Genomic DNA, 23,344 nt, shown 5'->3' with positions numbered 1-23,344 from the left:
ATGCTAAATATCGGAGACCTGGCCGCCAGACTGAACCGGCTGGTCATCAATATCCTGCTCATCGGCCATCAAAAAGCCGCCCGCGACTGGAAGCGTCCCCTGGTGGTGATGAAATACCATTCCATCTGGCTGATTGTCAAAGGGAAAGGCACCTTCACCATCAACGGCACTCCTTATCCCGCCGAACCCGGAAAAATCTTCTTCCACCATCCCGGCATGCGCATCGAACGCTGTCATGAGCCGGACAATCCGCTGGAATATTATTTTTTGCGGTTCAATTATACGGAAGCCTATTGGGAAAAGGAAAAATGGATCGCCCGCCCGGCCGAGGAATGTCCCTTTCCCCTGGAGGGAGCCTACTCCGTCCATAATACGCCGCAGCTGATCCAACTGCTGGAGCAGTTGGACAGATTGTGGCAGCGCCGCGGCCACATGACCGCCATGCGCCGGGCCATCCATCTTCATGAATTCCTGCTGGCGCTGCTCCAGGATTTCCGGGCCCAGCAGCTTGCCGGAGATACCACCGTGGCCATCGACCATACCCAGGACTACATGATCAGCCATTATCAGGAGCAGCTGACCCTGGAGGGACTGGCCCAGATGGCGGGCCTAAGCGCTAGCCACTATTCCCGCCTGTTCAAAAAATCCGTCGGCTACAGCCCCATCGAATACCTGACCCACCTGCGCATTGACCGGGCCAAGGAGCTGCTGGCCCTCTCGGATTACCGGCTCAAGGCCATCGCCCAAAGCGTGGGTTATACCGACGAGTTTTATTTCAGCCGCATTTTCAAAAAAATCGAAGGCATCTCTCCCCGCGACTACGCCAAGCGCAACCGGCTGGCCCCGCTCAACCGGAAGGACGAATGAGGCGCCGCCACTTTATGAAAAAAACCGAATGGCCCGCCCTCCGGCGTCCATCCGGTTTTTTTGCCGTTTGCAGCAACCGCCTCTTTACCTCGTTCCCTCGCTATACCCAAACCGTAGCGGAACTCAGCGGCGCTTAATCGGCAAATTTCCGCTTCCAGGATAACCCCCCGCCGGCTCAATCCTGCTCCCACTTGAAGGCGCTGGTCGCCAACTCCCATTCCTTGGCCAGCTGAAGCTTCTGGTTCATCACTTCGTCCTCGCTCCAGTTCAGCAGCTCCGCCATAATCTCGATTACGTCAATGGCGATTTCCTCCGCCCGCTCCCGGTCAAAGTAAAGCAGCCCGGTGCGCCGGATCAGGAAGTCAGCCGCTTGCACGGCCATTTCCTCCTCCACGCAGTATTGGATCTCCGCCTTCAGCAGCTTATACTCCAGCGAATTGAAGTAGTCGTCCGTTTCCACCGCTTCTCCGGCCTCTGGTTCAGCCCGGTCATCCCGCCAGGAGGACTCCTCCTGCTGTACGCCGGAAGCCTCATTGGGCCCAGCAGCCGGATCAGCAGCCGGATCAGCAGCCGAATCATCGGCCAGATCGGCCCAGTCTCCCTGATCTTCGGCTTCCCAGCCCGCTTCGGCATCAGAGGGGTCCTCCCCGTCCGCAGCCGCTTCGGCCCCATCCCATCGGCTGTCCGCTTCAGCCTGATCCCATTCGCCCTGCTCCTGGAAGGCGCTCCTATCGGCATCCGTTTCCGCCCGCCGCCACTCGGCTTCCGCCCAAGGCGTCCCCCACCGTGCGCCTATCTCCGCCCCGGTCTCCGGTTCACCCCTCCTGGCCTCCGCTTCTTCAGACCAGCCCCGCTCATCGGCCGCCTCCGGTTCGCTCCACCGGCGGCCCCGGGTCTCTTCATCGTTCCAGCCGTTGTTCTGCCCGGGGAAAGCTTCTGCTCCATCATCGCCGTAAGAAACCTTCTCCCTGCGGCCGGATTCCTCTTCCCCAGGCGCTTCCCGCTTGCGCAGGCTAAGGCGCTCCGACGCTTCCCGGCCCTGAGGCTCGGCTGCGGCCCGCTCATAACCGCCGCTGTCCGCTGCCGTCCGTGACGGCTCCCCATGCCGCAGACTCCCGGTTAGCTCCTCCAGCTGGCGCCAGGCCTCCTCCACAGAGCCGGAAGCGGCTTTCTGACGGGGTGGTGCAGCAGGGGTTTCCCGCTCCCGCTCCACGAAAGCCTCCCCGCTCTCTGCGGCAGCTTCCGCTCCTGCAATGGCTCCTGCTCCTTCTGACGCTCCTGCTCCTCTGGCGGTTCCAGTTCCTGCTGCTCCCGCTTCCCCGGTTTCCTCTTCTCCGGTTTCAGCCTCTTCAGCCTCTGCGGCCCCGTCGGTCAATTCCAGCCCCGTCTCTTCGGCAAGACGTTTCCGCTGGTTCCATTCCCGAATCCAGCGGGCCCGCTCCTCCGCATTGGATGCGGCCGCCGCCTGCTGCTCCCGGCGGTTCCATTCCTCGATCCAGGCCGCCCGTTCCCCGGCGCTGATTTTGCCGTTTTCCGGGGTGGCAGGCTTGCGGCTCATGGATGAGGCGGATGAAGCGGATGACGAAGCGTTCCGCCCCGATGCTTCCGTCCTCGGGAGGCTGACAGTTCCCGTGTCGGACTGTTTCGGCCGCACCGGCTCCGCCGGCCGGCTTCTGTCCCCGGCCGCGGCAGCCCGCCCCCGCTCCTCTTCCCGCGCCGCCGGAGGCCGCTTCTCCCTGTCCGGCGCTACCTCGGGCGCGCCGCCTTCCGGCATCCTCCGGCCTCCGGCTCGTCTCGCCGCAGGAGGCTCGGGCTTCCAGGTGCGGAAGCCCGCGTCCAGCTCCGCCAGCCGCATATAGATTTTGGACATATTGGAGCCGTACCGGTCCAACAGCTCGTTCACCATTTTGGCGTTCAACCCGCGTTTGACACCATGCTCCAGCAGCTGCTCCCGCTGCTCCTCATAGGTTTCACAGCGCCCGCAATCTCCCCCGCTGATGATCTCCCTGTCCGTGGTGCACGGGGCAAAAGTCTGCCGGGACTCGGCGGCAATGCGGTCTGCAATGGCATCCACCGTTTTTTCCGCCATTTTGCGGAAGCCGGTCAGCTTGCCCCCGGCGATGGTGATCAGTCCCGAGGGGGATTCCCAGACTTCATCCTTCCGGGAAATATCCGATGGGCTTTTCCCCTCCTGATGGATCAGCGGACGCAGGCCCGCCCACATGGACTCCACATCATTGGCGGTCAGCTTTACCCTGGGAAATACCGCCGTCACCGCCTTCAGCAGATAGTCACGGTCGCTTTCCGTCACCCGAACATGGTTGGGATCGCCGTTAAACACGGTATCGGTGGTGCCGATGTAGGTTTTTTTGCCCCGGGGAATCACAAAAATCATCCGTCCGTCCGGCGCATCAAAATAGGCCGCCTGCTTCACCGGCAGCTTGCTCTGGCTCACAACCAGATGGATGCCCTTGGTCAGGAGCAGGGTTTTGCCCCGGATGGCATGATCCTTGGCCCGCACCAAATCCACCCAGGGACCAGCGGCATTAACCACCTTCTTGGCCCTGATCTCCACCTCCATGCCGCTCAGCCTGTCAACGGCCTTAACCCCGCAAACCTTGGATTTGTAATAGAGAAAATCCACCGCCTGCATATAGTTGATCGCCAATGCCCCATGACGGTTGGCTGTTTTCAGCACCTCCACGGTCAACCGGGCATCGTCGGAACGGTATTCGTAATATAGGCCGGCGCCCTTTAAGCCCTCTCCCTTGAGCAAAGGCTCCTGCTTGGCCGCCCTGCCCGCACGCAGCATCACCCGCCGCTCTTTTTTCAGCACACCCGCCAGACGGTCATAGACCGCAAGGCCGACAGAAGCGCTCCAATACCCGAAGGTGCCGCCTTTGTACAGCGGAAGCAGCATGGGGGCCGGGGTAAGCAGATGGGGGGCGCTTCCATAAAGCCATTCCCGCTCCCGTCCCACCTCCCGGACCAGCCGGATCTCGCCCTTTTTCAAATACCGGAGGCCGCCGTGAATCAGCTTGGTGGAGCGGCTGCTGGTTCCCGACGCAAAATCCCCCTGCTCAATCAGCACAGCTTTAAGCCCCCGTTTGGCTGCGTCCCATGCGATTCCCGCCCCGGTAATTCCCCCTCCGATAATCAGCAAATCGAAGGTGCCCGCCTCCAGATCATGGATAAGCCCCGGGCGGGAACTTGCGGATAATGCCCGATTCATGCTGCTTCTCCTCACTTTCTTTTGCCTGTATGCCTCGTCTGCCGGGCAGACGTGATTGTTCATTTGGTTTCCTGCTTCAGATGAAAAGGTACCTCAACTACATGCCATCGGCAGTCTCGGCCACCGCATACGCGGCCGCATAATCCCGGGTATGGGTGATGCTGAGATGGAGCTTAAGCGCACCGGGAGCATAACCCAGCCGCTCCAGCGCCCCTCGCGACAATACAACAGTCGGCCTGCCGCCCTGATCCGGCAAAACCTCCACATCCTGCAGCCCCACCGTTGCGCTAATGCCGGTGCCCAATGCCTTTACAACCGCTTCCTTGGCGGCGAAGCGCCCGGCGACAAACTCCGCGGCCCTGCTTTTCCGCTCCGATACAAGCCTCTGCTCCCCGGCGGTCAGCACCCGGCTGACAAACCGCTCTCCGGACGGGCCCTCCATAATTGATTGGACCCGGTCTATTTCCACCAAGTCCATGCCGATGCCCCTGATCAAACTGCCGCCTCCGTTCGCATTGCAAGAGTATGCCTGCCCTGTGGGCGTTTTCTTTATGTTTTTGAGAAAAACGGCATTATTTTACCAGTTTACATCATCCGCGGGCACTTACCAAGACCAGACGTGCAATTTTTACCCGTTAGGGACTGGGAAGCGAATTTTGGGTGTTTTTTGGGGAGCCGCGTTGCATTTTTTGCAAAAAAATCCGCCACCCCCGGTTTTAGCCGGATGCAGCGGACTTTTTTGTCGTGCAGAATCTTATTGCCATTCGTTGCCGTTGGCGCCGTTCTCGCGGTTCACAAAACCAAGCGCCACCCTGGCAACATTGGTCAGCGGATCTTCTTCATCCTCCACATGGTTGGCAGGATCATGCACAATCTCCCCCGCTTCCCCTTCGGTCAGATGGCGCGTATTGCCTATATACTTGGGCTCCAGTTCCCGGATTTCCTCTTTATCCATGGCAGGCTCCCTCCCTTCTAAGAAGGTAGCTTTCCCTAAAGCGGGAGGAAGGATGCGCGGAGCGGCAGCCGGATTCCGGGAGCAGGAGGCGCGGGGCTGCGGTCAGATTCCGTGAACAGATGCGCAAAACCGTAGTCGGCTTCCGGCAAAAAGATATGTGCAGCCGCAGTCAGATTCCCGGGGGCAGCGTACCCTTATGGTGGGCGCGCCGGTATTGCTCCTCCAGCTTTGTCTGAGTTCCGGCGGGAAGTGTGCCGCCCTCCAGATAAAGACTGTATTCCTCCAGGCTTACGCCTGCCCCGGGAAAACCCGTCCCGGCCTTCGGCCCGTTCTCCGCCGTCAGGGGAATTCCAAGATGTGCGGCCAATTGGCCCACCTGATTGCCGGAAAGGGAGGCCAACGGCCTGACATCGGTGCTCCTCGCCTCCTCCGCAAACAATCCTGCCGCTGCTTTGGAGGCGTGGTCTGCGCTTGCCACCAGCAGGTTCAGCTCGCCTGCCAGGGCCCCCTGCATGATGCTCCGGGTACGGGACTTCACCTGCTCCTTGCCGCCGCGGCTTAAATGCTGGTGGATGCCGATGGACTTCAGGCCAAATTCCGCCTCCAGGGAAATTTCGCCCACCGCATCCTCTATATTGGTTTCGATGATGTGCTGGAGGTCCAGCGCCTTGGCCAAGGCATAACAAGCCTCCAGCTCCGGCTCCTCGCCGTACGGCTGGAGCACGCCCACCGCCAGAAAGGTGCCGCCCGTTTCCTCCGTGAGAGAATCGGCGGCACGTTTGCACAAGGCCGCAGCAACCGCACTGTCCGCTTCGCAGGTGATGGCAATGAGCAGGCCGCGGGCTCCCGCTTGTGTGACATGGCGCTTCAGGAAATCCACCCGCCTTCCGATTTCCTGGTCCGGATCAATTGCCGGCCTCACCCCAAAACGGGCAATAATCTCCTCCTGCAGGCTCATAGTCCATCCACCCTTCCTTCGGTCATAATCCATAACCCGATTAGTTATCAAATTTCACATTACCACAATTCGCCGCCACTCAGGTCATATAACCTGACTCAAAAATCCGTCTGCTTCTAGTATAGACCTCCCGGTGAGGATTTCAAGAGCAGAATTGGCAGTTTGAAAGGAATTGAAGCCGGGCCGTTTGTTTGGACGCCAGCAGTAGCGGCGGCTGCCTTGCGGCTGGCGGAGGGGAGAGGGAAGATGTATCCGGACTCAGCTTCCGTTATTTTTCCCATTTTGCCGGTTTTGAGTTTTTCGCGGACCCGTTCAGCGCTCCATAACGGATTCTCTGTCTGCTCAGGTAGAAACCACGGTCCCCCCAGTACAGCAAAAATCCGCCCCGGAAAACCGGAACGGATAAACTCCTTGCCGCGTTCAGCCTCGGGTTTGGCCCGCTGCTTACCCGCAAAACTGGTCGAAGGCGTCCTTGAGGTCGGCGGCGATTTCGCCGGCGGTGCGGTCCTCGATCCGGTGCCGCTCTATCAGCTGAACCAGCTTGCCGTCCTTCAGGATGGCAATGGAGGGAGAAGACGGCGGATACGGCGCAAAATATTCCCGCGCCTTGGCTGTCGCCTCCTTATCCTGGCCGGCGAACACCGTGTACAGCCGGTCCGGCACCTTGCTGTGCTGCAAAGCCGCCGCCACCGCCGGACGGGCGTTGCCCGCGGCGCAGCCGCATACGGAATTGACCACCACCATGGCGGTTCCTTCGGCAATATCCAGCGCTTCCGTTACTTCCTCCGGGGTCCGCAGCTCCTTCACGCCCAGGCGTGTCAGCTCATCGCGCATGGGCTGCACCACATCGCGCATATACGCATCAAATGTCATCGACATGTACCTTTCACTCCTTAAGTTTAATTTTCTAATGAGAATTAATCTTAAGTAGTATTATCACATGCCGGACCTGTTCGCGCAACCGGATTGACCTATAACGGAACGCAGCCGGAGAAGAGCGTTTTATTCAGCCGGGGCGTTGGGCCCGTCAATGGCTTTATCCTCCGCCGTTTTGTTCCGGTTCGGCTTGAAGTTCTTCAGGGAATCCTTGGTTTTTTCCATTTTGGAGGTTCCTTTGTTGGCCATCATCGTCATCTCCTTCCGGTTGTCGGATAAGCGCTGTTGCCAGCTGCCAGCGTTAGTATGCGCGGGAGCCGAATGGACTATGACATGGAGCATGGTTTGTAGCGCAGGACTATCCCCAAACGCCGATCCCCACCGGCTTGACTTAGCGAGGCGGATTAGGCACCATAGGTTTATATGTCAAGTAGGATATTGGAGGCCTTTCCCATGCTATATGATGTAATCGTAATCGGCGGCGGCCCCTCCGGGCTGATGGCGGCCATTGCCGCCGCAAGCCGCGGAGCGCGGACCCTGCTGCTGGACAAGGGAGATAAGCTGGGCCGCAAGCTGGGCATCTCCGGCGGCGGGCGCTGCAATGTCACCAACGCCAAGGAGCTGGAGGAGCTGATCCGGCATATCCCCGGCAACGGGCGGTTTTTGTACAGCGCGCTGGCCGCCTTCGGCAACCGCGAGATCATGGCGTTTTTTGAGGAGATGGGCATCCCGCTGAAGGAAGAGGACAATGGCCGGATGTTCCCCGTGACGGATAAAGCAAAAACAGTGGTAAGCGCACTGGTAGACCGGGTAAGGGCGCTTCATGTGGATATCCGGGTCAACCAGCCGGTGGCGGAAGTACTTTTTGAGGAAAACAGGGCGGCAGGGGTCAAACTCCGCTCCGGCGAAACCATCGGGAGCAAAGCTGTCATTGTGGCCGTAGGCGGCAAGTCCGTTCCCCACACGGGCTCCACAGGGGATGGTTATGCCTGGGCGGAGGCGGCTGGGCACACCATCACCGAGCTATTTCCCACCGAGGTTCCCCTGGTCTCCCGGGACACCTTCATCCAGAGCAAGGAGCTGCAGGGGATTTCCCTCAGGGACATTGCCGTGTCGGTCTGGACCCCCAAGGGCAAAACGGCGGCGGTGCATCGGGGCGATGTGATTTTTACCCACTTCGGCCTGTCCGGTCCCGCCGCCCTAAGGTGCAGCCAATTCGTATATAAAGTAAAAAAGCAGTTTGACCTCTCCGCCGTGAAGCTCACTCTGGACCTGTTCCCGGAGGAATCCGCCGAGGCCTTGTACAATCGGATCAGCGGACTTGCCCAGGAGGAGCCCAAGAAGGCGCTGAAAAATGTGCTGAAACGGCTTCTCCCGGAGCGGATGATCCCGATTCTCCTGGCCAAATCGGGCTTGCGGGAGGAGATCACCGGCGACAATTTGCCCAAGCAGCCGGTCCAGGCCTTGGCCCAGGTATTGAAGGCTTTTCCGCTGCAGATTTCCGGAACCCTGTCCCTGGAGGAAGCCTTCGTCACCGGCGGCGGAGTGAACCTGAAGGAGGTCCATCCCGGGACCATGGAGTCCAAGCTGATGCCGGGGCTGTTCTTCTGCGGCGAGGTGCTGGACATCCACGGCTATACCGGGGGCTACAACATTACCGCAGCGTTCAGCACCGGACATGCCGCCGGCTGCGGCGCGGCCTCCCTGGTCAGGGGAAACGGTTGACGCAACGGAAAGCCGGTTTTTTGCCAAAGATGTCAAATAGAGATGCGGGATGCGATGATTACCTGGACGGACTAACATCGTAACTACTCAGCTATTGCCCATACACCCTAACTGTCTTGAGCGCCATCCTGCTGTAGATCCAGCATCTTCCAATGTTATCATGCAAAAGTGCTCAAAAGTGCAGTTATTTTGGGCCGTGAGCCCTCTTTTTCGCTCTCTTCTTGCAAAAGTGCACTTATTTTCGCTTGAAACCGCCCCAAAAGCTGAAATCCGCGTGATTTAACTGCACTTTTGCATGATACCCTCCGTTTCAGCGGCTGACCCGAGAAATAAGTGTACTTTTGCATTATGGGTATTATTCCATATTCCCCCACATTCCCAACATCCCGCCACCATCTACCATACATCGGAGATGTTGTCACTAAAAGCAGATAACAAGTAATTTGGAATTGAGAGCATAATGTGCCCGCGCCAGACAACAAGGACTCCTAAAATCCCTTTAAGATGCAGACCTCGGCTCCTCAGAGCAATTGCATTAGACTTTGTACGAAACACGCCTCTATGCGCTTCTAACGTGATTGCTCTGGTGGTTTTGTTCCTTCACGGTAGACATTTTGCGAATTTTGTCTTTCATATAGTGGACATCGGCAGAATAGCTCTTCCCTTCCCTACTTCGCTCACAAAACACAATATACGGAAAACAAACGCTATTCTACTACCATATATAGACATGTATCCCAGAGCAACCTTTGCAGCCGCGATGTCCACTTTCCAACGGACATTCGGGAAGGTTTTGTCCTTCTGACGCATACAAAACCTGGATACGAAAACCCGGCTTCCGCGCTCCCTCTGCCTTAGTCTAATGCGATTGCCCTGCGCGGCTCCTCCAGCAGAGGGAATTTGCCCCTCAAGCTGGGCCCGCCCTCCTAAAGGGCGGGTTTTGCCGCGGCTCGGCTGGAGGAGCCGAGCCCTCCCCCTACTCCGTCTGATACAGCGAGCGATACTTCTGCGGATGCAGCCCTGTATGCTTCTTGAACACGGTGCTGAAGTAGGTGGCGTTCTCGTAGCCCACCATTTCCGAGATGTCGAGAATCTTCAGATCCTTGTCCAGCAGAAGCTCCTTGGCCGCCTCCATCCGCACCTTGGTGAGATATTCCGTGACGCTCTCCCCTGTCTCCTTCTTGAACACCAGGCTGATATAGTTGGGGGACAGGAAGATTTCCTCTGAGATGCGGGCCACCGTCAGGTTCTCCATATATTTGGCGGCAATCAGATCCTTGATTTTCTTGATGGTGGCGCTGTTCTTGTTCTTGTGGCGCTTGGCCATATAAAGAGTCATCTGCTCCAGGAAATCCAGCACCAGCTCCGTCAGGTCCGCCGCATTGTCCTGGCGGTAGATGTCCTGGATCATGTTGGGAAGGGACAGACCGGTGGTCTCCACCTCCTCCCCCAGCTCCAGGAACGCCTTGGAGGCCAGCGTCACCAGCTCCACGCAGATGCTCTGCACGTAGCCTGCCGGAAGCGAGCGGTTGGAGCGCAGGGCCGACAGAATTTCCCCGGCCTTGTTCCGGACGGTTTCCGTATCCCCCAGCCGCATCATCTGGATTACCTTGGCCTGGCCGTCATACATGGAGCTGACATCCAGAGCCATCCGGGCGCTGCCGATGTCGCGGATATCCACCAAGGACCCTCTGCCGGTAAAAAATTTATACTCTACCGCGGAACGGGCCTCCTGGCAGGACAGATACAGCTCGGCCAAATCATTGACCCTGTTGCCGATGCCTGCGGACATGGGGATTTTCAGATAGGCGGCAATGGATTGGATCATCTCCTGGCAAATATCCGGTATCTTGCTGTCCTCCGTATCCGAGGAGGAAAAAAGCACCGCGTACTCATCCTCCTTCAACGTTACCGCCACGCCGTTTTTTCTACTTTTAAGAATATCATCCATAATATTCCTCACGGAAAACCCCAACAAATTGCGGTATTTCTCGCTGTACAGCTCCACCGCCTGCTCGTAGTCATCCATTTGGAGCAAGGCAATCTTCCAGGCCCCCGTTTCCTCCAGAGGAATATGGAAAAAAGCCAGCTTCCGGCTGATTTCCTCCCTGTTTTTAAAAATCCCCGTCAGCAGATCAGCCATGAATTTTTCCTTCAGAACAGGCATGGATTCCTTCAAATTCTGCTCCATCCGCTCCACCTGGAGCTTGCGCGCCCGCTCCGCTTCCATGGAGGCCACTACCTGGCTCACCGTTTCCGTCAGCTCGTCCAGCTTAATGGGCTTCAGCAAATACCCGTCCGCCTCCAGCTTCAAGGCTGTTTTCACGTAATGAAAATCCTGGATTCCGCTAATAATAATAATGCGGAGCAAGGGTGTGGCTTCCTTCAGCCGGGCGGATACCTCCAGCCCGTCGAACATGGGCATCCGGATGTCCGTAAGCAGAATATCCGGCTTGTGGGCGATGCACAGGTCATACGCCTCCTGGCCGTTGGCCGCAAGGGCAATCACCTCAATGCCCATGGCTGCCCAATCCACTACCTCCCGCAGACCCTCCCGCACATTCATCTCATCATCCGCGATAATCATCTTCCAGATCATGGCGCGCCTCCTCCATATTCATTATTGCCGGGAAGGATACAATCGCTGTGATTCCCTGCTCCGGATTAGCCGCGAACCGCAAGCCTGACTCTCTGCCAAAGGCTTGCCGGATACGCTGATGCACATTGTTCAGCCCGAAGGACTTGCCCCCGGCCTCCTCCGGACTGTCCAGCATGGCATTGAGCAGCTCCACATCCGCCCCGATGCCGTCATCCCGGACCTCAATCCGCACCCATCCCTCCGTGAGATAGGCCTTGATGCCAATGGTTCCGGGACCAAGCCGCTTCTCAATGCCGTGGATCAGGGAGTTTTCCACCAGCGGCTGCAGGATCAGCTTGATGGTATAACAGCCGGCTATTTCCGGTTCCGCTTCGATGGTATAGGACAGGCGCTCCTGGAAGCGGATATGCTGGATGGCCAGATAGCTCTTCACCTGATTCAGCTCGTCCTGCACCGAAATAATCGTATTCCCTTTGTTCAGGCTGTAGCGGAAAAAGTCCGACAAAGAGGTGACCATTTTGCTGATTTCCGGCACCTTATGGCGCAGGGCAATCCAATTGATGGAATCCAAGGTGTTGTACAAAAAATGCGGGTTGATCTGGGCCTGGAGCGCCTTGAGCTCCGCTTCCTTCTTTTTGACCTCGCTGACATAAAGCTTGTGGAACAGCTCCTTGATTTGCCGGATCATCTTATTGTACTGGTTCACCAGATGGGAAAACTCATCCTTGGGCTTATATTCCACCTCCACATCGAAATTGCCGCTTTTGGCATAGGACATGGAGCGGATCACCTGCAGGATGGGCCGGGTAATGCTGTTGGAGAGAATCACGGCAATGATCACCGCCAATGCCATGCACAAGCCCAATACGGCGTACATCACATTGCGGATGGCAAGCAGCTTGCCATTCAGATCGCTCATGGGCGAAACGCTGACCACCGTCCACCCGGTTCCCTTTATTTTGCGGAAGGTAACCAGAGAGGACTCCTTGTTCACATCCATTTCCGTAGAGTCCATAATCGTCTCCTCCGGCTTCGACATAATCTCGCGGATATAGGGGATATCCGAAAGATTGGAGGCCAGAAGCGACAGATCGGGGCTCGCCGCAACGGCGCCGGACTCGTCCAGAATAAAAATGGAGCTGTTGGCCGACGGCTTCAATTGGGACAAGATGCGGTTGAACTCCGTAATGTCGGCCTCCAGAGTCAGCAGCGCGGAATAAGGCAGAGCGATGTTGTTTATGCCGAACAGCCGTTTCCCCAGCTTCATGGTGTAGGCGGAATCCCGGGCAGCGGGTTGTTTGGTCAGCCCGATGACCATATAACGCGCCTTGGGCGGAAGCCGGGTATACCAGGGCTCTTGTTCAATGATGTTCAGAGCGGTCACATATTTGGAAAAATTGTATTGCAGGTATTCGGGTCGGTTAACCATATACAGCTTGGGAAGATACCGGCTGCCTCCATTATTCAGCACATAGCCGGAGACCAGCTTGTCCAAATCAGCCAGCTCATTGACAATGCCGATCTGGTTGGCCGGCCGCTCCGCCGACAGCTTCACCGTCATCTGGGCATTCATATAGATGGAATCCATCAGGGTGTTCATCTCTTCAAACTTCTGGAGAACCATACTCTCTACCATAACCAGATTCTGCTGCACGGAAATGCTGATATTTTCCTTAATCGTCTGATCGGAATTGACATAGATGGTTACGGAAATAATGGAGGTCGGCAAAATGACCAGCAGCAAAAAATAAAGCAGCAGCCTATTTTTGAGGCTGACGTGGTAGAATGGAACATATCGGGACATCATGCGGAATATGGCAGCCATAGTTCAGGCCCTCCCCGAGGATAAATGCCTACCGGCATCCTTTGACGCCGACAGACTTCCGCTTTCCATTATACGTGAAGGAGTTGTTATTTTGAAATCGGTTTTTTTCCGCCATCCTCTTCTCCCGCTGGCTCTGGCCTCAGCCCTTGCCTTGACGCCGGGCTGCAGCGGCTCCTCCGGCGACCGGCTACCGTCTGTTCACGAGACATCCCCGGGCAACGGAATAACCCCCACCGTGTTGAAGCTGGCTGTCCAGTCCAGCGTCCACTCCCAGCTTCTGGAGGAACTGATCCGGCAATACAATCTGGAGCATACAGACTACCAGGTGGAGCTGGTCAGCCTCCCCCGGGAGCGGTACGACGAGAATCTGAACATGCTCCTGACCTCCGGACAAAGCCCTGATATTTTCCAGGCATCCCCGGGCTGGCTCAGCACCTATGTCTACAAAAACTGGCTCATGGACTTGTCCAATGTGGCCGCCCCGTCCATTCTGGCGGAATATCCGGAGTGGGCCATCGATTATTCCCGGATTAACAATCACTTCTATTCCCTGCCCTCGGAGCTGATCACCCTCCGTCTGGTCTATAACAAGGATCTGTTCGCCAAAGCCGGGCTGGACCCGGACAGTCCGCCCGCCACCCTGGACAAGCTGAAGGAAACCGCCAACCTTATATCCGGCAGGAACACGGGCTACGGGATATACGGCTTCGCCCTGCCCGGCGGCGATATCGAAACCTACCGGCTGGCTATGGAAACCGCCAGTACCTCCAGCAGCCTGTATTATTTTGACTTTGCCAAGGGAAGCTATGATTTCACCATATACCGTTCCTGGTTCAATACCATGCTGGACCTGAAGAAATCCGGCGGGCTGTTTCCCGGCGAAACCACCTTGATGCGGGAGACGGCTCTGGCCCAGTTCCGCCAAGGCAGCATCGGCATGATGCATATGACCAACCGGGAATACCTGGAGCTGGCCCGCAACACAACCGCCGTTGGAACCGGCATTGCCATCCCTCCCCAGACTGTGCCCGGCAGCCAAACCGGGGCTCTGATGGTGTCCATCCAGCATCCTTTTGTAATCTCATCCGGCACGCCGTATGTCAAAGAAGCAGGCGAGCTGTGGAACTATCTGCATTCCATAGACTACCTGAGTAAAATGTACGAGCAGGGCGAGCTGATCCCCCTTCCCCAAAAAGCCAGACTGGAGGCCCAATCCACTCCCAACTGGCTGAAGGAATTTCTTCCCGGGGAGAAGGAATCCCCCTATCCCCGGGAGCCCAAGTTCATCGTATCCTGGACCTCGGGGGACACCATACGGATGAGCTCCTACTCGGATATTATGGCCGAGCGGGCTGGGCCCCTGGATAGCCTCAGCCAGCTGACCGCACAGCATAACCAATATTTAAGCGATATTGTGTACAAGAACTATATTAGTTTGGCGGACTATACCGAGGAGGATTTCGATCCGCTCCATCCCATGCGGCGGTACAGCCGGAACACATTAGATATTCAAAGCCCGCAGTAGATATCTTTATTCATTTCCCCGGCGGGCCATCCTATAATGAAACCGTAGCCAATCAATAAACATACGGAGGGGTATCATGAAACACAAAAAACTGGTTTCATCACTCTTGGCGCTGTCACTTCCCATGGGCGCGGTTTTAGCCGGATGCGGAAGCGATGACAGCAGCAATGCAAGCAATACTTCCAGTCCGGCCGCATCCGCTGGAGCGACGGCAGCCGCCACTGTTAATCCCGCTGATCTGAAGCCGGTGGAGCTAAGCTTTTACTATTCCGGCGGCTCCGAGCAGAAGGATCAGGCCGCAGTGGAAGCCAAGCTGAACGAGCTGCTGAAGCCCAAGATCAATGCCACTATCAAGCTTTATCCCGTGGATTACGGCAGCTGGGCGCAGAAGATCAATTTGATGGTAGCAGGCAACGAACCCTTCGACCTGATCTTCACTGCCGCCTCCGACGGCTTCAGCGCCAAGGCCGCAGCCGGGAACTTCCTGGAGTTGAACAGCCTCCTGGACAAGTACGGCCAGGATATCAAGAAGAGCATAGACCCGGTTATGCTGCAGGGCTCCCAGATCAACGGCAAGTATTTCGCCGTTCCGGTGCAGAAGGAAATTGCCGCCCATCAAGGCGTAGTGCTGCATAAGGGCATGGTGGACAAATACGGCTTCGATATCTCCAAGATTAAAACCCTGAAGGATCTGGAGCCGATGCTGCAGACCATCAAGGAGAAAGAGCCGGCCACTGTGGTTCCCTTCTGGGGAACAGGCAATATTCCGGTATTCGCCCCCTTCGAGTATATCGGCAACCGGAACGTGCCCGGAGCCATCGCCATCGGCAAGGACACCACAGTTTTCAACCAATGGGATACTCCTGAAATCAGGGAAATCTATGAATTGATGCGCTCCTGGAACCAAAAGGGCTTCTTCCAAAAAGACCCCACCACCCAGACGGACGCATCCGCCTATGTGAAGGCAGGAACGCTGTTTGCCCAATGGCAAAGCCTGAAGCCGGGCAAGGACAAGGAAATGAGCGCCAGCCGCAACTATGAATTTGTTCAGGTGGATATTACCACCCCGTACGTTGCCGCTACAGGTCCTGCCGGCGCCATGACCTCCATTTCCAGAACCTCCAAGAATCCGGAACGGGCCATGATGCTCCTGAATCTGCTGCACAGCGACAAGGAGATTCTAAACACGCTGGTTATGGGTATCGAGGGAACCCACTATACCAAGGTCAGCGACAATGTAGTCAAGAAAACCGATCAGGCTGCCAATTATGCCCCCGGCATCAACTGGAAGATCGGCAACCAGTTCCTGAACTATCTGTACGATAACGAGGACCCCCAAAAATGGGAGAAGTTCCAGGCGTACAACAAGAGCGCGCAGGTTTCCCCGCTGCTGGGCTTCACCTATGACGCCACCAATGTGAAAAACGAAGAATCGGCCATCGTCAATATTTACAAGGAATACAATGACGGGCTGGGAACCGGGGTATTGGACCCGGCCAAGGCGCTTCCGGAATATATTGAGAAGCTTAAGAAGGCGGGTATGGACAAGGTCATCGCCGAGAAGCAGAAGCAAGTGGATGAATTCCTCAAGAACAAAAAGTAATTAAAGCGTTTCGGCAGGCAGTCGGGGATGGGCGTATGCCAAGCTCATCCCTGCTGCCGCCTATAGAGACCTGTGGAGAAGGAGATGAAGCCATATGGCGCATGCCAGCCGTTTTTTTCGGAATTTGGCTAAATTCCGGGCGCTGTACCTCATGATGCTGCCCGCAACTGCTATTCTGATTTTCAACAACTACATTCCCATGTTCGGAGTCATTGTGGCCTTCAAGGATTACGCATACGCCAAGGGCATATTCGGCAGCCCCTGGAACGGCCTGGAGAACTTCCAATATCTCTTCAGCACCGGCGAAGCCATGAACGCCACCAAAAACACCATCCTGTACAACCTGTTTTTCATCGTCAGCGGAACACTTATCCCGATTACGCTGGCCATCGCGCTTAATGAAGTATTGAACCGGCGATTGGCGAAAATTTATCAAAGCAGCCTGCTGTTCCCCCATTTTCTTTCCTATGTTGTGGTCAGTTATCTGGTGTACGCTTTTTTCGGCGGTTCAGGATATGTAAATACCAATATTCTTCAGCCCCTGGGCATTGACCCCTTGTCCTGGTACAGCACGCCCAAGGCATGGATTTACATTCTGCCTATTGTTCACCTGTGGAAAGGCATCGGCTACTCCATGGTGGTTTATCTGGCCTCGCTGGTATCCATTGACCACGAATATTATGAGGCGGCCATTATCGACGGAGCAACCAAGTGGCAGCAGATTAAGAGCATCACCATTCCCTTGATGCTGCCGGTAATTACCATCCTGTTCATTCTCGACGTTGGCAAAATCTTCAATGCCGACTTCGGCCTGTTCTACCAAATTCCGCTGAACAGCGGTCCTCTTCAATCGACAACGAATGTAATCGATACCTTCGTATACCGTTCCTTCCTGCAGAACGGCAATGTGGGCATGTCGGCGGCCGCAGGGTTCTACCAATCCGTCATTGGCCTGATCCTGGTGCTGACTACCAACGCGATTGTACGCAAAATAAATTCGGAAAACGCATTATTCTAGGAGGTGCGACATCATGGCAAAAAGTATATCGGAAGCAGCGGCCGGAGCCGCACCGATGGTTCGCAAGAAAAAAAAGTTTTATGACGCCAGCGCCGTGTCGATGCCGGCCAACCTGGTTCTGAATCTGCTTTTCATCCTTCTGACCATCGCCTGTTTCTTCCCGTTCCTGCTGGTCATTTCCGTTTCCTTAACCGGGGAAAAGGAGATTCTGGAGTTCGGGTACAACCTGATTCCCCAAAAGTTTACCCTTTACTCCTATGAATATTTATTTAAGGATGCCGACAAAATTTTCCGCGGATACGGGATTTCCGCATTGGTGACTGTTTTGGGAACCACCCTAAGCCTGATATTTTCATCCATGTTCGCCTATCCCTTGTCCCGCCGGGATCTGCCGTACCGGAATTTTATGGCCTTCTTCGTCTTCTTCACCATGCTGTTCCACGGCGGCCTGGTGCCCTGGTATCTGCTCTACAGCGGGGCCGGTCTGAAGAACACCCTGTGGGCGCTGATTATTCCCTTGCTGATCTCTCCGTTCAACCTGATCATCATGCGGATTTTCTTCACCAATACCATACCTGCGGCGCTGATCGAATCGGCCAAGATTGACGGCGCCAGCGAGATGCGGATTTATCTGCGGATTATCCTGCCGCTCTCCCTTCCCGTGCTGGCTACCATCGGCTTGTTCCAAACCTTGCGCTACTGGAACGATTGGTACACGAGTATGATTTTTATCAGCAACAACAAGCTGGTGAGCTTGCAATATCTAATGTATAAGGTAATCACCGAGGTTCAATATTTGAACTCCGGCATGGTGGACGCTTCGGTAGTCGGCCAGGAGCTGGAGCGGATTCCTACAGAGACTGTGCGCATGGCCATGGCTATTGTCGGTATCGGACCAATTATTCTAGTGTATCCATTCCTGCAAAAATATTTCGTCAAGGGTCTTACCATTGGCGCCGTCAAGGGTTAAGAGAACATTCTATGGCTGCCTTCCCGGCAGCCATATTCTATTCATAGGGGGATGTAATCATGAAACCAATCGATCTTGTAATCACCGGAGCCAGCCTGGCAGGCTGCATGGCGGCCATTCAGGCAGCCCAACAGGGATTGAATGTTGTATTGACCGAGAAGCGGGAATACCCGGGGCGGGAAATCGCCGCCTATAACCATACCTTCATTGATCCGGCAGGGGAGGAGAAGCTCAATCTGGAGTGTCCCCAGTGGCTTTCCCGGCTTTTTGCCATGCGCAATGACCAGGAAATCCAGGCGCCGGACGGCCTGGTGCGGCAATGGCTGATTGACGAGCTGGAGGCGGCGGGGGTGACTGTATTGTACGGCGCTGTGCCCGTAGGGGTGAGCCGGAACAGAGCGGAAATCAGCGGCGTGGTTCTGGGCACCCCCTTGGGCGTTGTGCATCTGCCTGCAGGTCGGGTGGCGGACGCCACTGAACGGCATCAGCTATTCCGTCTTCTGGACGGACGGTCCTATGCCCACGGCGCAGTACAGGTGAATGCGGCATTGGATATGGAGCAGGCCAATCCTGCCGCTGCTGCGGATTTCGATTTTTCCCGTGCGGAGAAGGAACTGAAGCTGGTGCAGGGCAGCCTCCGCTTTCATCCGTCTGCACGCAAGGATACGGTTCTTGTGGAATTTGCCTTCCAGGAGGATAACGAGGGCAGCCTGTTCGACTCCCGCAGCAGATTGGAAACGAAACGCATATCCAAATCTTGGGAAATTTCTTCTTACCTGCGTAAACATGCTCCCGGCTTTGCCGAGGCCCATACCAGCCACCTGGCTTATGACGCCCTGATCGTCGGCGGCGATGAGGCCGGGGCGGCGGATCTGGAAGGGCTCCGCGCCTTGCCCTCCCTCCCCTGGGGCTTCAGCCTGGGCCATGTGGCCGATGCCTGGAAGCTGGCCGCGGAAATTGCCGATTGGGCCGCTGCCGCCCCCCGGACTGAGGCGGACGAAGCTCCGAAGGGTGGAGTGGATGAAACGCTGCTTCTGCGGGGCGGAATGCTCCCGTTCAACATCGGGGAACTGGCGGTCTACGAGGATGACGGCCTGCCTGTGGAGCTGTACCGGATTCCCGACCGTATGCTGGCTCCCTGCCTGCCTGTGGCCGCCGCTGCGGATGTATGCGTGATTGGCGTGGGCGCAGGCGGCGGCATGGCCATGCTGGCGGCGGCGGAAGCAGGCCGCAAGGTAGCAGCTTTGGAGGTTCACTCCCTGTTCGGCGGCACCCATACCGTAGGGCGGGTCATTGATTATTACGACGGCTACCGCCGCGGCATCAGCAGCAAGGCCGGGGAATTGTCCAACGCCTTCGCCCAGACCAAGCGGGAGCTGAAGGAGCAGGGCGGCGTTCCCTACGCCACTTTCCTGAACGACTGCGCCAGGAGTCATGAGGTGTCCGTCTTTTCCGGCACTATTGCCTGCGGGGCCCTGATGGAGGGCAACCGGGTGCAAGGGGTTATTGCCGCCAATGAAGACGGCCTGTTTGCAGTGCGGGCTGCAGTTACCATCGATACCACCGGCAATGCGGACATGATCGGCTTCGCCGGGGCGGACTATGAGATTGGCGACGAGGAAACCGGCATGGTGCAGAGCTACAGCCTGTGGGGCATGGAGCTGTATCCGGTTCCCAGCTACCTGATGAACCGCTACTACAATGACCGTGGGATTTGCTGGCCGGACCGCTATTCGGAGCGGCTGCGGGCCATCCGGGACGGGCATTACCGGAACTCCCCCCACCATATCTCGCCCATGGTTACTGTCCGCGAATCCAGGCGGGTGCTGGGGGAGCATTACTTAACCTTGCGCGACATTTTGGACAACAAAGTATATGACGATGTGATCGCTGTGGCCAATACCCGGGCGGACAGCCACGCCTTCACCTCCTCCCCGCTGGCGCGGCTGGGGGGATTGGGCGCCGGGCAGGAAATCCGGCTGCGGATTCCCTACGGCTGCTTTATTCCCCGCGGGGTAGAAGGCCTGCTGGTCGCCTCCAAGGCCATGTCCGGCGAGCGGGATGCCACCAGCTTCTGCCGGATGAATGCAGACATTAAGAATGCCGGCTACGCCATCGGCCTGGCTGCCTCCATGACGGCGGCCCGGGGCTGCGGCGTCCGGGAGATCGACCTGCCCGCCCTGCAGGAGAAGCTGCGGGAGCTGGAGATTCTCCCGGATTGGGCCTTCTCCGCTCCGGAGCCGCCGGATGCCGGGGAGCTGGCGGAGCAGACCGCCGACGGAGACGAGGCGGCCCTTCTGGCTCTGCTGCGCCGCCCGGCGGAGAAGGCGCTGCCGGCGCTGGAGGAGCTGTACCGCTCCGGCCGGCGCGGCTTCGTTCCCCATGGGCTGGCATGGTTCGGCTCCGAGCTGGGCGGCGAGGATATTGCCCGGCTGCTGGCGGAGGCCATTGCCGCCGGACGGCACCGCACCCTGCCCATGCAGAATATGTACAGCGGCCAGTTCCGCTGGGGCAAATATTTCGGCGATGACTTCACGCTTGTGAACAGGCTGGTTATGTTCGCCGGACGCTCCGGCCATGATGCTCCTGTGGAAGCGTTGGCCCGTCTGATCTCCGAAACGGAAGGCTACGGCCCCGAGCATCCGTGGATGTTCATCTACGATCAGGAGCGGGAGGATATGCCGCAGCTTCCCTTCTACACGCGGATGCTGGCTATTGCCGCTGCCGCTGCCGAGCGGGCGGACAGCCGGTTGGCGGCCGCCCTGGATATGCTGCTGTCCAGAGACGGCGTAACCGGCTATGCTCTGGAGCTGCACACCGTCGGCCACGCCGAATATATGATGGCACACGCGGAAATTTGCCTGGCCCGGGCCGCCGTCCGCTGCGGCAGCGCCAAGGGCCGGGAGGCGCTGTCCGCCTTCCTGCGCGACAAACACGTCTTCTTCCGGGAGACCGCCCGCCGGGAGCTGGCGGCAGACCGCAGCTGATGCTTCACTAGCCGCTCATGCTGCGGTTCCCGCCGCACCGAAGACCGATGACATTTCGGAGAAGACCCCTCAAACCGGCTGTGCCGATCCAACGATTACGCACAGCCGAGTTTTCCCTTGCAGAGCCAAAGGAACGAAACGGGGATACGAACCTGCCGCATCCGGCAGCGCTTCTTATGCCCTCCCGGCTATGGCCCGTATTTCCTAGTGCACAATGGCGTAACTAACGCACTATAGAAACTACATTTTCAAGAGTTTTCCTGCATAGGTCCAACGAAAGGGCTTGGCCAGATGCTCGTTGTAGTATGCAATAAAGGCTGCAATACGTTGTTGCAAATCTTCAACAGACACAAAGCTAGCGCGTTTATTCAGCAAACGGCGTGAGAGAATGCTAAACCAACATTCAATTTGGTTTAACCAAGAAGAGTGCTTAGGCGTGTAAATGACACGAATACGATGGGTAGGATCGGTGAGAAACGCAGCGCGGGATTCCATGGTTTTCAGAACACCGAACTTCCCCTTTTCGCCAAGTCCTTCTTCCGATATGCCGCACTCCGCAGCTACGAAACGGACAAGGGACTCGGACTTATGCGTGTTCAATTGATCCATAATGAACAGGTAAGAAGCAGAAGGATCCAGACGGACAACTTGTCGGATATGCTCCACGTAATCCGTTTCATTGCGTGTCGCTTGGATCATCGGAACGATCAACTTGCCTGTGACAACATCACGTGTAGCCGTAAGACTGGTTGTGCCATGCCGGATGTATTCCTGCTCGACGCGCTCCACTCGCCCTGGTTTCATCGGCTTCGTGACATGTGCGCGTTCTAACGCCTGAATACCCGTTTTTTCATCGGTGCATAGAACGTGGACCCCTTTGCCGGCGAGTTCCGATGCTTCCTTATAAGTGTCGCAAACCTGTTTCACTTGTTGTTTGTGCAGTTCGAGATCATCGATCTTCGGATTGAGCCATCCCTTGACTTGATGAGGCTTCAAATCCGCCTCGTTTTAAAAAACGCCCGACCTGACGCGTCGAAATGGAGGAAATGATGCCGCGGCTTACCGCTTCACGAGCAAGCAAACCGGGAGTCCAATGGCTAAATGGCAGGTTCAAGCTTTCGGGTGTTTGGCAGGCTAATGTCATGAGATGGGCGATTTCCTCGGCTGTAAATGTGGACGGTCTTCCAGCCCGTTGTTCATCGGTTAAAGCCGCTTCTATCTTGGATTTCAGCGCATGTGGACGATTGTTTTCTACTTGGTGAAGTTCCTCCGCAAAGGTAGACCAACGCTTTCTCCACCGTTTTACGGTATCGATACTAAGGCTTAGACGGCGAGCCATTTCACAATTGTTGACAGCTTGTTCAGCCAGTAAAATGATGTTCGCTCGTTCGATAAAATGCAGCGGCGTATGTGTTCCTTTTGCCATCTTTTCCAGTACATTTCGTTGCCGATCGCTTAATACGATTGTAATAGCTGTTTGTTTATTCATGACTTGGCCATCCTATCCTATGAATCTATTTGTATCTCAGTTTATCATAGATTCACAGTCATTGGATAATTCAGCCATTGTGCACTAGCCTCTGATCCAACGGGCGCATGCCGGAGCAGGGGCCGGGAGGGGAGGCTGCGGTGGAGCGCTGCTCATGTAAGCGTCAAACAATGTACGCTATTTCACTATATCGCTTGATAATTGCCAAATAGCGTACATAAAAGGGATGCTATTTGCCCATTTCAGGCGGATTCGAGGCTCATTTTCTCGTTTAGCGTACATTTTATGATCGCTATTTCGGGATTTTTCCATCCCTTTTCCAAATAGCATACATTTGCTGTTCGCTATCATTCAGGGGGATTCGTGCTCCACTGCCGAAGCCTTCGCTTCCTGCCTCACCTCATGATGATCGGCTGCTGGCCGATTTATCCGCAGGACATTTCCGCAGGGCTGCACCAGGGCGTGTATGCAAACCTGCTTAAGGGCATCTTTCACTTTCCTTTCGCCCCGAGCTATCGTTACTTTCGCTTGACGTCCCCCCGGTGAACTCACGCAAAAGTGCCTTGCCTGGAACGAAAATTCGGGCCTTAGCTGCTCCCCTCGGAGTCTGCATACGCCCTAGTACAACGTCTCGTAAATTCGTTCCCCATGGAAAAGGACCAAAAGGTCCTAAAACTCGTCGAGCACAAACGGGAATTGATCGACGAGTAAAGCG

At 56.5% G+C, this 23,344-nt stretch carries 17 protein-coding genes; 7 read left to right on the top strand and 10 right to left on the bottom strand.

Annotated elements, in window-relative coordinates; genetic code table 11:
- Positions 1-867 (top strand): AraC family transcriptional regulator, encoded by an 867-nt coding sequence (locus DQG13_RS27660; RefSeq protein ID WP_113023428.1) that lies wholly within the window; start codon positions 1-3, stop codon positions 865-867.
- A 175-nt stretch (positions 868-1,042) separates the two neighbouring features.
- Here DQG13_RS27660 and DQG13_RS31040 read toward each other — a convergent pair whose 3' ends face one another.
- The 6 genes from DQG13_RS31040 to DQG13_RS31655 form a co-directional block, all read right to left on the bottom strand.
- A complete protein-coding gene (locus tag DQG13_RS31040) occupies positions 1,043-4,099 on the bottom strand; it encodes an FAD-dependent oxidoreductase (RefSeq protein WP_181593035.1) in 3,057 nt (1,018 codons plus the stop codon).
- Between the two features lie 97 nt (positions 4,100-4,196).
- Complete coding sequence (gene acpS / locus DQG13_RS27650) at positions 4,197-4,595, bottom strand: holo-ACP synthase (protein ID WP_113023427.1); 399 nt, start codon at positions 4,593-4,595, stop codon at positions 4,197-4,199.
- Positions 4,596-4,853: 258 nt separating this feature from the next.
- Positions 4,854-5,054 (bottom strand): hypothetical protein, encoded by a 201-nt coding sequence (locus DQG13_RS27645; RefSeq protein ID WP_113023426.1) that lies wholly within the window; start codon positions 5,052-5,054, stop codon positions 4,854-4,856.
- Between the two features lie 169 nt (positions 5,055-5,223).
- Complete coding sequence (locus DQG13_RS27640) at positions 5,224-6,012, bottom strand: adenine nucleotide alpha hydrolase family protein (RefSeq protein ID WP_113023425.1); 789 nt, start codon at positions 6,010-6,012, stop codon at positions 5,224-5,226.
- A 444-nt stretch (positions 6,013-6,456) separates the two neighbouring features.
- Positions 6,457-6,891, bottom strand: coding sequence for a BrxA/BrxB family bacilliredoxin (locus DQG13_RS27635; RefSeq protein ID WP_113023424.1), 435 nt, complete (start codon positions 6,889-6,891; stop codon positions 6,457-6,459).
- A 123-nt stretch (positions 6,892-7,014) separates the two neighbouring features.
- A complete protein-coding gene (locus DQG13_RS31655; RefSeq protein ID WP_258525899.1) occupies positions 7,015-7,140 on the bottom strand; it encodes a hypothetical protein in 126 nt (41 codons plus the stop codon).
- A gap of 201 nt (positions 7,141-7,341) precedes the next feature.
- Here DQG13_RS31655 and DQG13_RS27630 point away from each other — a divergent pair, with 201 nt between their 5' ends.
- The gene (locus DQG13_RS27630; protein WP_113023423.1) at positions 7,342-8,613 is read left to right on the top strand and encodes a BaiN/RdsA family NAD(P)/FAD-dependent oxidoreductase; all 1,272 of its coding nucleotides are present in this window, start codon (positions 7,342-7,344) and stop codon (positions 8,611-8,613) included.
- 976 nt (positions 8,614-9,589) lie between these two features.
- Here DQG13_RS27630 and DQG13_RS27625 read toward each other — a convergent pair.
- Both DQG13_RS27625 and DQG13_RS27620 read right to left on the bottom strand, forming a co-directional pair.
- Positions 9,590-11,212 carry a response regulator transcription factor gene (locus tag DQG13_RS27625; RefSeq protein ID WP_113023422.1) on the bottom strand — a complete coding sequence of 541 codons (1,623 nt, stop codon included), beginning with the start codon at positions 11,210-11,212 and terminating at the stop codon, positions 9,590-9,592.
- Positions 11,184-13,037, bottom strand: coding sequence for a cache domain-containing sensor histidine kinase (locus DQG13_RS27620; protein ID WP_113023421.1), 1,854 nt, complete (start codon positions 13,035-13,037; stop codon positions 11,184-11,186). Before DQG13_RS27620 ends, DQG13_RS27625 begins: the two co-directional genes overlap by 29 nt.
- A 91-nt stretch (positions 13,038-13,128) precedes the next feature.
- Between DQG13_RS27620 and DQG13_RS27615 the strand changes: the two genes are divergently transcribed.
- From DQG13_RS27615 to DQG13_RS27595, 5 genes are all read left to right on the top strand, one after another.
- Positions 13,129-14,562, top strand: coding sequence for an ABC transporter substrate-binding protein (locus DQG13_RS27615; protein ID WP_181593034.1), 1,434 nt, complete (start codon positions 13,129-13,131; stop codon positions 14,560-14,562).
- 76 nt (positions 14,563-14,638) lie between these two features.
- The gene (locus DQG13_RS27610) at positions 14,639-16,165 is read left to right on the top strand and encodes an ABC transporter substrate-binding protein (protein WP_113023419.1); all 1,527 of its coding nucleotides are present in this window, start codon (positions 14,639-14,641) and stop codon (positions 16,163-16,165) included.
- Positions 16,166-16,259: 94 nt separating this feature from the next.
- Positions 16,260-17,183 (top strand): ABC transporter permease, encoded by a 924-nt coding sequence (locus DQG13_RS27605; protein ID WP_258525898.1) that lies wholly within the window; start codon positions 16,260-16,262, stop codon positions 17,181-17,183.
- A gap of 13 nt (positions 17,184-17,196) precedes the next feature.
- Entirely contained in the window at positions 17,197-18,153 is a 957-nt protein-coding gene (locus DQG13_RS27600) for a carbohydrate ABC transporter permease (RefSeq protein WP_258525897.1), read from the top strand.
- 59 nt (positions 18,154-18,212) lie between these two features.
- Positions 18,213-21,140, top strand: a complete 2,928-nt coding sequence (locus DQG13_RS27595) for an FAD-dependent oxidoreductase (RefSeq protein WP_113023418.1) — start codon at positions 18,213-18,215, stop codon at positions 21,138-21,140.
- A 240-nt stretch (positions 21,141-21,380) separates the two neighbouring features.
- Here DQG13_RS27595 and DQG13_RS27590 read toward each other — a convergent pair whose 3' ends face one another.
- Together DQG13_RS27590 and DQG13_RS27585 are read right to left on the bottom strand one after the other, a co-directional pair.
- Positions 21,381-22,136, bottom strand: coding sequence for a transposase (locus DQG13_RS27590; protein WP_220094455.1), 756 nt, complete (start codon positions 22,134-22,136; stop codon positions 21,381-21,383).
- Positions 22,090-22,629, bottom strand: a complete 540-nt coding sequence (locus tag DQG13_RS27585) for a helix-turn-helix domain-containing protein (RefSeq protein ID WP_113023417.1) — start codon at positions 22,627-22,629, stop codon at positions 22,090-22,092. The genes DQG13_RS27590 and DQG13_RS27585 overlap by 47 nt, the downstream gene beginning before the upstream one ends.
- Positions 22,630-23,344 lie beyond the last annotated feature (715 nt).

Origin of the sequence: Paenibacillus sp. YN15, assembly GCF_003285005.1 — a bacterium.
GTDB lineage: Bacteria > Bacillota > Bacilli > Paenibacillales > NBRC-103111 > Paenibacillus_AR.
Note: the sequence above shows the minus strand (reverse complement) of the source record. Positions and strands in the feature narration are given on the sequence as shown.